General features: G+C 54.0%; 4 protein-coding genes. All 4 read left to right on the top strand.

Annotated elements, in window-relative coordinates:
• Window positions 1-341: 341 nt before the first annotated feature.
• The 4 genes from A6X21_RS07955 to A6X21_RS07970 all read left to right on the top strand — a co-directional run bounded on the left by A6X21_RS07955 (window position 342) and on the right by A6X21_RS07970 (window position 14,391).
• Window positions 342-10,958, top strand: a complete 10,617-nt coding sequence (locus tag A6X21_RS07955; protein ID WP_068847067.1) for a type I polyketide synthase — start codon at window positions 342-344, stop codon at window positions 10,956-10,958.
• Window positions 10,959-10,999: 41 nt separating this feature from the next.
• Window positions 11,000-11,764 (top strand): 4'-phosphopantetheinyl transferase family protein, encoded by a 765-nt coding sequence (locus A6X21_RS07960; protein WP_165603723.1) that lies wholly within the window; start codon window positions 11,000-11,002, stop codon window positions 11,762-11,764.
• A gap of 60 nt (window positions 11,765-11,824) precedes the next feature.
• Window positions 11,825-12,589, top strand: coding sequence for an SDR family oxidoreductase (locus A6X21_RS07965; RefSeq protein WP_068847069.1), 765 nt, complete (start codon window positions 11,825-11,827; stop codon window positions 12,587-12,589).
• A gap of 92 nt (window positions 12,590-12,681) precedes the next feature.
• Window positions 12,682-14,391 carry a GH3 auxin-responsive promoter family protein gene (locus tag A6X21_RS07970; RefSeq protein WP_068847070.1) on the top strand — a complete coding sequence of 570 codons (1,710 nt, stop codon included), beginning with the start codon at window positions 12,682-12,684 and terminating at the stop codon, window positions 14,389-14,391.
• Window positions 14,392-14,491: the final 100 nt, after the last annotated feature.

Below are 14,491 nucleotides of genomic sequence, written 5' to 3' on the forward strand. Positions count from 1 at the left end.
CCAATTCACAATACAAGTGTTTATACTTACTGCAACAGGAGTGAAGAATCCGTAAAATCCGTCCATATAGTAACAATCGTCACAACCGGATTAACCGGAAGACTCGATAAGTTTGCTTCGACATGCATATGGTGAATGATCTTACAGCCAAGAACTCTATGATTGATTTCACCTTGTTGACCAGCCCCGGCAACCATTTCTAAAGTCGGAGGCGACGAACGATTACAGATTCAATAAGTTGGATTTATTTATCTGATAGGAATCCGTTCAGTCATCAGCAGGACGGAGAGCCCGATGCAAGGATGTATCGCACATGAAATGAATTCAAAAGGCTGTTTCCCATGGTACAGGTTCCCCCCATCGCCGTGATCGGTGTCTCATGTCGGATGCCCGGTGGCGACGGTATCGCAGAATACTGGAAGCTGATCTCATCGGGATCAAGCGCTATTCGCGAGTTACCTGCTGATCGACTCGACAAGAGTCTCTATTTTGATACAGAGCAGGGGAAACCAGGACGTTCTTATACCGATCTGGGAGGCGTTGTTACGGAGCGACCTGTCAATCGACAGATCTGTCCCATCTCTGATAAAGACCTGCAGACTTCTGATACAGCGCATCTCACACTTTGCGAGGTGGCCTCCTCGGCACTGAAACATGCAGGGATGGATCCTGCTAAAGTTCCTTACCGACGAACGGGTGTCTATGTCGGACATTCTGGCGGCAGTTGCCTGGGAGGAGATGCCGCCTTTGCCAGATATGTGGGGATTGCAGGGGAAATTCTCCGCAAGCAGGAGGAATTCAAAGGCTGCTCACCATCCGCCCGGGCCGAGATTTCTCGCCGTATGGTCGATCAACTGCGATCCCAGTTTCCGGACGAAGAATCGCTCAAGCCGATGAATTTTGCAGCGGCAAATGCCGCCATGCTGATTTCTCGCGTGCATGGTTTCGAAGGTCCTTCGCTGGTCATCGATGCCGCTTGTGCCTCATCACTGATGGCATTGAGCCAGGCTGCCTACGCCTTGGCGCGTGGCGAAATCGACATGGCCGTGGCGGGTGGGGCATCCTACAGCAAGTGGTTTGGTCTCGTTCTGTTTTCGATGGCCATGTCCATCAGTGGAACCGGGTCAAGACCGTTCGATGCCGATGCCGATGGCCTCATCAGTTCAGACGGTTACGGGCTGGTTGTTCTCAAAACACTCCCGAAAGCTCTGGCCGATGGTGATCGAATTCTGTCGGTCATCCGCGGGATTGGTGTCTCTTCTGATGGACGCGGTAAAAGCCTGTGGGCTCCACGCCAGGAAGGACAGATTCTCGCTGTCGAACGGGCATATTCGAAGAACATCGACCCCGCTTCGTTGCAATACATTGAATGCCATGCCACATCCACTCAGGTCGGCGATGCCACTGAACTCAAATCTCTGGCTCAAGTGCTGACTGGCAAAATCCCGGCTGGTCGAAAAATACCCATTGGCAGTGTGAAAGCCAATATTGGCCATACTCTCGAAGCCGCAGGGATTGCAGGGTTTATCAAAACGGTTCTCGCCATGGAACATGGCGTGATCCCACCTCAGATCAATTTCAAGACGCCTAATCCTGAAATTGAGTGGCAGAATGTTCCTTTTGAAGTTGCTACCAGCGCCAGAGAATGGAACCGTCCTGCTGGAGGAATGCCGCGACGAGCTGCCGTGAACTCGTTCGGTATCGGTGGGCTCAATGTCCACATGGTGCTCGATGACGGGCCCTTGCCTGGTGAAAAATCCAAGACCTCTGTGACCGTACCATCGGCACAGCCAAAGAGTAACGTCGCACCGGCTCCCGTGCAGCAGCCGATGGCTGTGATTGGCATGGCATCGATTCTTCCCGGTGCTTTGACAAAAGCCGCCCTGTGGGAAGCGCTCATCGCCGGCAAAGATCCCAAGTGCGAGTTTCCCAAAGAGACCAGCACCTTGGCCTATACGCTCCTCGCTGAAGAGCAGAAATCGCAAAAGCCAGAATTGACATCGCGCGGTGGTTACGTCGCGGATTTCGTTTACGATTGGAAGCGGCATAAAGTTCCACCCAAACAGGTCGCGAATGCCAATCCACTGCAGTTCATGCTGCTCGACGCGGCGGACCAGGCTCTGACCGATGCCGGTTACGAAAAGAAACCTTTTGATCGCCATCGTTCAACAGTAATCGTCGGAACGATGTTTGGAGGTGACTTTGCTGTCCAACTCCAGTTGGGTCTGCGTTTGCCACATATTCAAAAGGTGCTGCGCGAACATCTGGAAGCGAATGGCACAGAACCACACCAGATTGACGAAGCTCTGCTTCAATATGAAAAGCACTTCTTGAAAGTTCTGCCAGCATTACTCGATGAAACAGGCAGTTTCACCAGCAGTACCCTGGCTTCCAGACTTTCGAAAACCTTCGATTTCCGCGGTGGCGCGTTTGCCCTCGAAGCTGAGGAAGTTTCCGGGCTGGTGGCTGTCAACCTCGGGATCAATATGCTCGAAACCGGCACGACAGATCTTGTTCTGTGTGCTGCCGGCCATCAATCGATGAGTTACAACAGCTTCGAGAAACTCGTCGAGAAGGATCTTCTGAGCAACGGACAATCCCGCTCGGCCTTCGATGCCGATTTCGATGGAATTCTGCCCGCAGAAGGTGTGGCCGTTCTTGTTTTGAAGCGTCTTGCGGATGCTGAACGTGACGGGGATACGATCCGTGCAGTCATTCGCGGAACTGGCCAGTGCAACCGTCGTAATGATGAAGCTGGTGCCCTGCGCGAGTCGTTTAACACCGCTCTCAAAGTCGCCAACACTTCACCGAAGTCAATTGGTGCGATTGAAGTCTCAGGTGTCGATTGCAAAGCCCGCAATCTTGACCAACTTGAACTGGCCAAGGCCATCGATCAGGAAAGCGGCCAGCCACAAGCCTTGATCGGTTCGCTGACTCCTCAAATCGGTTACCTGCGCGGTGCCTCGGGAGTGGCTTCGATTGTCAAATCGATTCTCGAGTTGCAGAACGGTCAAATCGCCCCGCAATTTGGTCTGAAAAAGCTGGCTGCGGAAGTTCAGCCTGTCGCACATGCGATCCCTCAAAAGGTCATGCCACTCTATGCCACAGCTCCCGGCGAGAAAGGCCAGATTGCAATCAGTAACAGCTCTCTTGATGGGTCAGGTTTCAGCCTGATTCTCGAAAGTGGCCAGAAACTGCCACTCCGCCCGGCAGCAGTTCCTTCCGTCGCAACCAGCCAACCAACCACTGCAAAACAGGCCCCGGCTTCTTTGCCTTCGCGACTGACTGCCTCTCAATCAAAGAGAGCAAAGCTGGCTCTCGCCTTTCCAGGGCAGGGGTCTTACTACGCAGGGATGGGCGCCGACCTGATTGCGAATTACCCCGAAGTCCGGCAGAAACTGGCCGAGTTCAACGAGGTGCTCAAACTCGAAAACTGCCCGGACTTTGAAACGCTTTCTGCAGACCCGGGCAACAGTATTCTCAATGCTCAACTTTCGATGCTCGTGATCGATCTGCTCTACTACACGGCCTACAAGACAGCGGATATTCAGCCAGATTTTGTCTGTGGACACAGCTATGGCGAGTTTCCGGCACTGGTGGCAGCAGGGGCACTCACCTTCCGCAGTGCGGTCATAGCCACACGCGATCGATCTCATGTGGTCGAAGAATTTGCTGGCAAGCAGGGGACCTTACTCGCTGTCTCTTCGGATGCTTCCACATTGCGCCATCTCTTGACGAGGGCACCCGTCGAAGTCTTCATTGCCAATATGAACTCGCCCGAGCAGACCGTTCTGGGTGGAACGATTGATGACCTGAAGCAATTCGAAAAGATCCTGCGGGAACGCCGGATCGGGAGCCGACTTCTGAAAGTTCCGGCTGCCTATCACACACCTCTGCTCGAACCGGCACTTGCCACTTATCGTGACTGCATTCGAGCTTTGCCAATCTCCGTTCCGCAGATTCCGGTCATCAGTGGCATCGGTAATCGAGAAGTCACTGATCCAGAAGAGATTCGCGAAAATCTCGTAATGCAACTGGTCAGTCCCATGGACTTTGTGGGGATGGTTCAACTCCTGGGACAGCTTTCTGTCGGCGTGGTGGTCGAAGTGGGGCCGCGAAAGGTACTCACGCAACTGATTCAGAAAACAGCCACAGAAGGGCAGATGGAATGCCTTCCTATGGATCCTCGCGACAATTCGTCGCCAGATTGGCAATCCACGCTCAGAAGCAAGTACGAAGAATCTGTCGTCAAAACTGCCCCATCGGCTGCTGCCACGCCCCAGAAAACGCCAGCTTCCCCAGTACCAGCACAGGCCCAAAAGCCAGTTTCTCTGCCACAAAAGCCCGCCGTTCAGCCCGCTGCTGCGAGCTCATCCGTTTCGATTCCTGGTCAGACGAAAACCAGCCAGGTTCAACCCACTCCCGCAACGACCACCGTACCAACCACAGGTTCAAAAGTGACAGACCGTCCCCGTATCGTTCACTTCGACGCGACCGCGAAACGAAAAGAAGAAAATCGTTTGCGGGCAATCCAGCAACGTGCCGAGTCTGGTCGACCTGTGGCCACACCGGCCAGTCCGAAATCAACGCAAAACTCGCCTGCCATTTCTCACAGCGACCTCGCCGAGACAAATGGACATTCGGGGCACTTCGAAAAGAATGGACACGCTTCGGATGTCAAAAGCAAAGCACCAGCTCTTAACCCAGCTCAAGCGAAAGAAGAAATCGCTCCTCCGGTCGTTGTGATCGACGAGGTTCCAGCGGCTCCACGCAAGTTACCCAATCGCGCGGAACTCGAAGCATTCGTTGTCGAATACATCGTCGATCAGACGGGTTACCCACCGGAGATGGTCGAACTCGAAGCGGATCTTGAAGCCGATCTCGGCATCGACAGCATCAAGAAGGCCCAGATGCTTGGCGAATGCGCTCAGAAGTTCGAACTCCACTGGCTCGCCAATGAAGTTGCCGATCTTTCGCTCGATCAGTTCCCCAATCTCGCTTCCATCATCAAGTTCCTGACGGAAGATGCCGCCAAAGCCACTGCATCACCTGCGGAAGAACAGCCTGTTGCAGCCATACCTGCCGCTGCTCTGCCAGCCGTAGCCATCGTGACTGAAACCAGCGAAGAGGCGGCTCCACGCAAACTTCCCAATCGCGCGGAACTTGAAGCATTCGTTGTCGAATACATCGTGGATCAGACGGGTTACCCGCCAGAGATGGTCGAACTCGAAGCGGATCTCGAAGCCGATCTCGGTATCGACAGCATCAAGAAGGCCCAGATGCTCGGCGAATGCGCTCAGAAGTTCGAACTCCACTGGCTCGCCAATGAAGTCGCCGACCTTTCCCTTGATCAGTTCCCCAATCTCGCTTCCATCATCAAGTTCCTGACGGAAGATGCCGCCAAAGCCTCTTCAAGTGCAAATACGATTGATGCGGTTGCAATTTCCAAATCGGTCGACACCGTCGACAGAATTGAACCAGTACATCCGGCGGTCGAGGCATTGCCTGCTCCCGTCGCGGCCCCTGTCCTCGCGACTACAGTGACGAGCGAAACAGGCACCAGCGAAACACCGACCAGCGAAGAGGCGACTCCACGCAAGTTGCCCAATCGCGCGGAACTCGAAGCGTTCGTTGTCGAATACATCGTCGATCAGACGGGTTACCCACCGGAGATGGTCGAACTCGAAGCGGATCTTGAAGCCGATCTCGGCATCGACAGCATCAAGAAGGCCCAGATGCTTGGCGAATGCGCTCAGAAGTTCGAACTCCACTGGCTCGCCAATGAAGTTGCCGATCTTTCGCTCGATCAGTTCCCCAATCTCGCTTCCATCATCAAGTTCCTGACGGAAGATGCCGCCAAAGCCACTGCATCACCTGCGGAAGAACAGCCTGTTGCAGCCATACCTGCCGCTGCTCTGCCAGCCGTAGCCATCGTGACTGAAACCAGCGAAGAGGCGGCTCCACGCAAACTGCCCAATCGCGCGGAACTTGAAGCGTTCGTTGTCGAATACATCGTGGATCAGACCGGTTACCCGCCAGAGATGGTCGAACTCGAAGCGGATCTCGAAGCCGATCTCGGTATCGACAGCATCAAGAAGGCCCAGATGCTCGGCGAATGCGCTCAGAAGTTCGAACTCCACTGGCTCGCCAATGAAGTTGCCGATCTTTCCCTTGATCAGTTCCCCAATCTCGCTTCCATCATCAAGTTCCTGACGGAAGATGCCGCCAAAGCCTCTTCGACATCACAATCAGAGTCGCCTGCTGCCTCACGGGAGACCGAACTTGAACTTCAGGATTCCAGCACTGCTACAGCCACACTGACGGAACCAGCAACTGTTTCTACCCAAGCTGTGACCCAGGTCATCGAAGCCGTGCCTGCAGTTTCGATTGTCAGAGAATCTGTCATGATTCTTAAAGGTAGCCCGTACGAAATGGGCTTCCAGCATGGCCAGAAAGAGAAAGCCGCCATCCACGGTATTCTTGAACGCCAGATCACACGCTATGGTGCCCGACTCGACAACATGCCCGAATTGGATGAGGCCGTCAGTGATCCCGCACGATACTTCGGAGAAGATGAAGTCGCGGAACTGAAAGGGATTGCCGACGGTGCCGAACTCCCTCTTGCATTCCTGATTGGCCATAACCTGGGCCTCTGCGAAGACTATGTTCCGGGCTGTGCTCAGTTTGCGGTCTCTGCTCAGGCGAATGGTGGAAAGGGAATGATCCATGCCGCCAACGAAGATTCTTCGCTCGCACTCAGTTTGACAGATTGCCTCCGCCGCGTTGTGCAGTGTCGAATTCCTGCTCACGGTTATCGACACATCGTCTTCAGCGTGAGTGGACAGGTCAGCGGCATCAATGGCACCAACGAAAAGGGTCTCACAGTCACCAGCACTCTGCTGCTGGATCGAGCCCCTCGCGACATTACGGCACCCGGTGATATCCATCCGGTGCTGATCAAGAAAATCCTCGAGAAGGCCGCCACACCCGCCGAAGCGATCGAGATCCTCAAAAGTTCCAAGCGAAATGGAGCCTGGGGAGTCTGCGTCAGCCACGCCGATACCGATTCACTCTGCTATGTCGAATACGACAGCGATCAACTGGAAGTTCGCAGTGGGATGACCCGCGTCATTGGCACAAACCACTCGCTGCTGCTCGGCGCCACACATCCGACACCTCCACACTCCATGCACCGTATGGATCGCCTGCAGGAACTCCTGGCCAAGGAAGAAGCTTTCGGGCTCGACTTCCCGGCTGCTGAAAAGACTCTTCGCGACCAGTTCGATGGTGGGCGTCAGCGAGTCACTGCTCATGCGACCATGAACACAATCTGCCGTGTCGATAACCAGATCAGTGTGGTTTTTGGCCCGGGACAGAAAACAATCCGTGTGACTCCCGGTTCATACCGCAAGGAATTTGCGCATGAATTCTCCACGCTGGATGTCAATGGCTTCTTCCGTGGTGCTGATGAATTAGTCGTCAACGATGTCCCGACGAACTCAAACACGGGCTCCAGCGTGAGTTCGGCACTAGATTCTACATCAGCACAGCAAACCGATCTCCCTCGCTTGGCTGGTTTACCAGTGATCGATGAGCGTGTGATGCATCGGGTCATCCTGCGTCCACGTGTCGCACCGCTCTCGCAGACAGCACAAAGGGTAAGCCTCACAGGTAAAACAGTCGTCTATGGTTCCGGTGAAGTCGCGAGGGCCTTGATCTCCAAGTTAAAGGCCACAGGTCTCGAAGTCGCTGCGATCCCGACCTGTTTTGATGTGACAAAGCTGGAAGCTGAATTCGAAAATCTGGCATCTCTTCAATCTGCCAGGAATCTGATTCTCGTAGGGCCACGATCCTCAGAAGAAGTCAGTGAAGCGAGTGCTTCTGCACGATTCCTGACAGCCTTCCGTCTTTGCCAGTTATGGACTCAAAGCGGTCAGGAAACCTGCCCGCTGACCGAGAGATCGTTAACCTTTGTCTCCTTCATGGGAGGAAATTTCGGTCTCGAAGGGAGCCCAGCCAACGCCGATGGTGGTGCCATGTCTGGCCTTGCCAAGGCTCTTCGCCGCGAACTGGCACCTCTAGCTGTCCGAACTGTCGATTTTGCCAGTGACGACGTGACAGATCGAGTCGTTGACCAGTTGGCAAACGAACTCTCACAACCTTTCGAAACATGCGAAGTTGCCTATTCGCGTGGTGAGCGTTTTGTTGTGGGAGCCCGCCCTGTGCCGGCGACTCCTGTGCCACAGAATGGGCCAACACCAGGTTCAGCCTGGATTATCTCGGGCGGTGCCCGCGGTGTCACAGCCGTTGTGGCCAGAGAGCTCGGAGTTCGCTATGGAGTTCACCTCCATCTGATTGGTTCGTCACCAATTCCCGAACTCGATCCATCACTTCTGAACGCTTCCGCCGAAGAGCTGAAAGCCTTGCGTCGGAAAATCATGTCCGAGGCGCGTGAACGTGGCGAAGTTCCTCTGGATGCCTGGAGTACGTTCGAACGCAGCCTCGAAGCCTGCCGCAATCTGCGGGATATGCGACAAGCCGGTGTCTCCGTCACATACCATTGCTGCGATATTAGTCAGGCTGAAGCGGTCGAGAAAACGGTTTCAGCGATTCGCACTTTCAATCATCCGATTGAAGGGGTCATTCATGGAGCCGGTGTCGAACATGCCTGCCGATTCGAACGTAAGCAGTTACCCAAGGTTCAAAAAACCTTTGATGTCAAAGTCGAAGGCGCACGGCACCTGGCTGCTGCACTTGAACATGATCCTGTGGCCTACTTTGTCGGATTCGGTTCGACGAGTGGTCGATTCGGTGGTTTAGGCCAGGCCGATTACTCGGCAGCCTCCGATTCACTTGCCAAGTTCTGTAATGAACTGGGCCGCAAGAATCCCGACTGGCGGACCATTGTGGTTCACTGGCCGCCCTGGGGCGAAGTGGGCATGGCCGCCCGCCCTGAAAGTAAACTCGCTCTCGAAGCCGGCGGAATGGCATTTATGCCACCACAAGAAGGCGTCGCCTTCCTGCTGGAAGAATTGGCTTCATCATCACCAGAACCAGAGATCCTGATTGTCGATAAGCCAGATGGCCTCGACCTCGATCGTACGCTGCCCGAACTGGCAGAGTGGAAAGGCTTCGCAGCCGCCCAGAAAGTGGTCGATGCCTCACCACTCCTGGATACCGTGATCGCCCTGACACCTGGGGAGTATGTCGAAGTCGAAGTCCGATTGAACCCTGCACAAGATCCCTTCCTGTATGATCATCAACATCGCAATGCTCCCATTCTCCCCATGACATTCGGTCTGGAGACATTGGCTCAGGCATTCAGGGTTCTGCATCCCGAAATCGAGCAGGTGACTGTTCTCGATGGGGAAATTGTCAACCCCATGCGGTTCTTTGCGGATCGTCAAGAACTTGCCATCGCTCGCATCCGTCGATCAGGAGACAGTTTCGAAGGGGAACTTGTCACGAGGTTCTTCAATCGCAAGGGTGTCCTGCTCAAGCACGAACGAGTGCTCGTCAAAGCCCGGCTCAAACCGGGTGTCGATGCACCAGACGCAGTCAAACCTGCCAAATCATCCATGCAGCTTAAGAAGGTTCAGTACGCAGAAACGTGGGATCAGGTCGCTGCCTTGAATCTGGGGAGTGTCTTCACAGGCCCCTCCATTCGAGGGCTGACGGAGTTCGCTTACGAAGGGAAGACTTTCGAAGGGATCATCGTTCCACCACCGATCAGTGGATTTGCGGGAAATCGTGGAGCAACCGGCTGGATGTTGAATCCCGCTGTGCTTGATGCCTGCCTCATTGGGTGTGATCGCTGGGCAGCCCAGGCCGTCGAGAGGCAAAGCCTGCCTGTGAATATCGAAAAGGTCAGCCTGTATCGCCCCGCCACCGATGGTGATCTTTGCCGGATTGATGGTCAGGTGCTTGAAGTCACTGAGAGAAACCTGCGATTCAACTTTTCGCTGTGGAACTCGAAAGAGGAGCTCATTCTGCAGGTGGAAGGATTCTGTACCACAGCAGTCATGGGTGGCTCGTCAACGGAAACGACGACAGAAATCCCTGTCGAAATCGCTTCGAGAACGATTGCCGAAACGAAGTCTCTCAACCCGGCTGATCTGAATCTGCTGTTCCCTGTCGAGGCAGTGACAGCCAGTGCAGACCGTTGGGAAGCCGAAGTGCGGATCGAGCCTTTGACAGAGCCGCTGATGACAGCGCACCGATTTAACAATTCACCACTCCTCCCCGGAGCCGCGATGGTCGAGTTGTTTGCCGAAGCGTTACAACAGGTTCTTCCCGGCCCCGGTGTGGCTCGAATTCGCAACTTTTCCATTCAGCATTCGCTGCACCTGAAGGCAGCTCTCCCACGTCGTGTGCAGGTCGTAGCAGTGAAAGAAGCCGACTGCTATCGCTGCCAGTTGATCGATCTCGATGGTGGCTCCATTACACTGGCAACCGCTCTGATTGACCGAGTGGATGCAGCCAGCCTGCAATTGCCACAACTCGATCAGCCCAAGGGAAGCTACAGTCCCATGAAGTATCCGGATATGGGGCCGTTGATTCATGGTGCGCCTCTGCGCAGCCTGCAGGCGATGTGTTCTGGCCGAGATGATGCCTGGGCCGAAATCGTACCCACAGAAATGAGCAAATTGCTGGGCCCCAATTCGAAGTGCCAGCCGGTTGTTCACCCGGCCGTGCTCGATGGCAGCTTCTATGCCTGTGGAATTCACGCCTGGATCAACTGCTTCGGAAGAGTCGAGTTACCACTTGGTTTTGAGGAACTGCTGATTCTCCGTGATCAGCCATTAAGCAAAGCCGACAAACTGGTCACTCGTGTCCGATACCGCGACAGTGACGACAAAGGTTCTTCGTATGAGATCTCTGTTTTCGACAAACGGAAACAACCAGTCTACGTAGTGAGGAACTATCGCAGTGTTGCTAAAGGCAGCGTGACATTGTGATGAGTAACGACGGAATGAGTGACTACGGGATCAGGGAGGGAATGACTTCTCACTTCGAGATTCATACCGCCACCAAAGCACAACTTCGAACCGAACTGCTCTCCAGCGGTCTCGGGGAGAAGTTCGCCAATGATACTGAAAAGTTCCTCGACCCTGCCCGCAAAGAATCGTGGGAGCTCAGCCGATTTTTGATTGCGAGTCGAGTTTTTGGATTGCTGAAAACTGATTGCTCTCAGGATTTCATGTCACTCGAGTTATCCGAGATTGAAGTCTTGACGCGCAATCATCAGGGCAGGGGGATTCCACCAGCAGTTTTCATCGAGAACCAGCAGATCCCCTGGACATTTTCGCTTTCACATGCAGGAGACAATTACGCACTCGCCATTTGTCGGCAGCCGCAATTTCGACCCGGAGTGGATCTGGTCAACACCAGCACTTTCACTCTGGCCGCCTTACAAATGTGGTTCACGCCGGAGGAAAGAGAATATCTCGCCAATCATGATGAGCGGGCGGCTGGAACCCTCTGGGCACTCAAGGAAGCAGTCTACAAATCCGTAAATCATGGAGAACCATTTCGTCCCAGACAGATTGAAATTCTTCCTGAGGGCAGAAAGTTGATTTGCCGTGTGAGAGGAATTCAAGTGCACTTTGATGAAGCCGTCATCCGCTTCATCGAAAAAGATTGCCTGCTCGCAGCCATCTTGACCAAGCAGAACTCCTTCTCGAACTCTGATGAAGACTACTTCGATAACAAAACCAGTTCTCACTCACTAAACGACGCATCTCACGAGCTGATCATGCATTGATGCTCAACCCTGAAAACACGAATTCTTACTCCCGGAATTACAGAGTCAAAGGCCACTCGAATGATTGATTTAACCAATAAGATCGCCCTCGTCTCCGGGGCCTCGCGCGGCATTGGTCGCGCGACAGCCCTGCAACTTGCCCGCGCAGGAGCTGACGTGGTCATCAATTATGTGCAGTCTCGCGACTGTGCCGACCGCGTGGCAGAAGAAATCGCCGCCATGGGCCGCCGCGTGGCTATTGTCCGTGCGGATGTCAGCGAGCAGAGCGATGTTCAGAGCATGATGGAATTTGTGGGCAATGAGTTTGGCAGGCTCGACATTCTCGTCAGTAATGCTGCATCGGGTGGATTCCGCCCCCTGCTGGCGGCCACTCCCAAGAATTTCGAAGCCGCGATGAATACCAATGTCCGCGCACTTCTATTCCTCGTACAGGCCGCACATCCTTTGTTAGGGCAAAGCGTCGATCGAGCCAAGATTGTGGCCATTTCGAGCCATGGCTCACACATGGCACTCCCATGGTACGGTCTGATTGGTACCTCCAAGGCGGCACTGGAAAGTCTGATTCGCCACATGGCACTTGAGTTTGGCGATCAGGGAATGAACTTCAACGTTGTCCAGGCGGGTCTGGTTCCGACAGATTCCACCAAGATGATTCCTGGCTCCGAAGTCATGTTTAACGCACGAAGCTCCAAGACCATGATGGGTGATCGCCAGCTCGAGCCCGAAGACGTCGCGAACGCAGTCCTTTATCTTTGCAGCCCACTGAGCGATCTGGTTCAAGGGCAAGTCTTGATCATCGACGGCGGGGCCGCCATTCACGTTTAACGAGTGATTGCTTTCTCCAAGTGGTCTTCGAACTGGTACTGACCATCTGATCGCGATCACTTTGCCAGAACTGTTCTACGGAATACTGCACGATGCTCAATCTGATCTTCTCCATGATCGGCAGTTTCCTGGCACGGAAAGTCGGCCAGCAGCGCATGGCGTTTCATCAGGCCACAATGCGACCCCGCGAATCGCAACAGGCCTTCTTAAAAGAATTACTTGCTGCCCATGCGGATTCGGCGTTTGGCAAGGATCATTTTTTTCGAGAAATTCAAACTGCGGCTGATTTCCAGAAGAGAATGCCAATCGCTGAGTACGAGAACTTCGCCCCTTACATCGAACGCGTCAAAGCGGGTGAAACCACGGCGATGTTCTGCAACGAGCAGATCGTCATGTTCAATCTCACCAGTGGTACGAGCAGCACTCGAAAATTTATCCCCGTCACCAATCGCTACCTCAGTGATTACCGACGCGGCTGGTCGATGTGGGGCTTACAGACTTTCGAAAAGTACCCGCAGCTTTTCCTGCAGCCAAAAGTCAGCTTTGGCAGTGCCTCGAAGGAATCGGTCACTTCAGCGGGCATTCCCTGTGGCAGTCTCAGTGGCCTGACAGTCAAAATGAATCCTGCCGTCGTACGGAGCACCTATTGCCTCCCGGCGGATACGGCTGACCATGCCGACGCTTTTGCCAGATGTTACCTCAACTGGCGGATCGGCATCCAAAGAAACCTCGGTATGGGTGTCGCCCCCAATCCGGGTTTGCTTCTCCAGTTCGCTCGGTTTGGAACTGAACACGCGGAACGTCTCATTCGCGAACTGCACGACGGTACCCACTCCTGCACAGCGGCTTTGCCGCGACATCTCCAGAATTGGCTCAAGCGCCAGATCCGCCCGAATCGCAAACGTGCTCTCGAACTGGAGCAGATCTTTACTCGCCAGAATGCTCTTTACCCCAAGGATGTCTGGCCTCAACTTCGATTGATTGCCTGTTGGCTGGGTGGGCCTACGAGGGCTTACATCTCACAAATTCCCGAGTATTTCGGCGATGTCACATTGCGGGATATCGGTTTGATCTCCAGCGAAAGCCGCATCAGCCTTCCCAAAGAGGACAACACACCTGCGGGTATTCTCGATGTGACCAGTGCCTATTTTGAGTTCGTTCCCGTCGACGAAATGAATTCCAGCCATCCGATTGTTCTCGATGCCGCCGAACTCGAAACCGGGAAAGAGTATTACATCCTTTTGACAACGACCAGCGGTCTCTATCGATACAACATTCATGATGTGGTGCGAGTTGTTGACTGGCATGAAAAAGCACCGATGATCGAATTTCTGCATAAAGGAAGCAGAATTGCCAATCTCTTCGGTGAAAAACTCACCGAGAGCCAGATTGTCAAAGCGGTCACAACGTTCGTTCAGTCAACAGCGACGCCTCTGGGCGATTTTTCACTGACTATGCCACTTCCCCATGAGCCGATGGCCTATCGGTTTTACGCCGAAATGCGAGATTCACTCTCTTCCGATTCGATCGCCACTCTGGCTCGGCAACTGGACGAATCTCTGGGTGAGCAGAACTATCTGTACCGCCGGAAAAGAGTCGAAGGCCTGCTCGATCCCCTCGAATTGATTGTCATTCCACAAGGTGCCTGGCGCGCCTGGGATCTCAGCCAACTCGCCCGCAATGGCGGCACCATGGATCAGTACAAGCATCCTTTTCTGATCACCAATCGCAGCCTGATCGACGATCTCCAGGTCGAACCTGTCAGTTCTCACCCCGCCACCTCGATCACTGATCATAAATAATCAGTTGGCCAAAGACGTCTGAATCGGATCGTTCAGGCAAGTGCATGAGATGATGGTCTGTTACTATTTCTCTTGTGATTCGATATCGGTTGCCGCGCGC

This window comes from Planctopirus hydrillae, assembly GCF_001707835.1.
In the GTDB taxonomy this organism is placed as follows: domain Bacteria; phylum Planctomycetota; class Planctomycetia; order Planctomycetales; family Planctomycetaceae; genus Planctopirus; species Planctopirus hydrillae.

Bases quoted from the DNA above. Each gene is read 5' to 3' on its own strand.
- A6X21_RS07960 (WP_165603723.1), top strand. From the start codon at position 11,000: ATGACTTCTCACTTCGAGATTCATACCGCCACCAAAGCACAACTTCGA.
- A6X21_RS07965 (WP_068847069.1), top strand. From the start codon at position 11,825: ATGATTGATTTAACCAATAAGATCGCCCTCGTCTCCGGGGCCTCGCGC.
- A6X21_RS07955 (WP_068847067.1), top strand. From the start codon at position 342: ATGGTACAGGTTCCCCCCATCGCCGTGATCGGTGTCTCATGTCGGATG.
- A6X21_RS07970 (WP_068847070.1), top strand. From the start codon at position 12,682: ATGCTCAATCTGATCTTCTCCATGATCGGCAGTTTCCTGGCACGGAAA.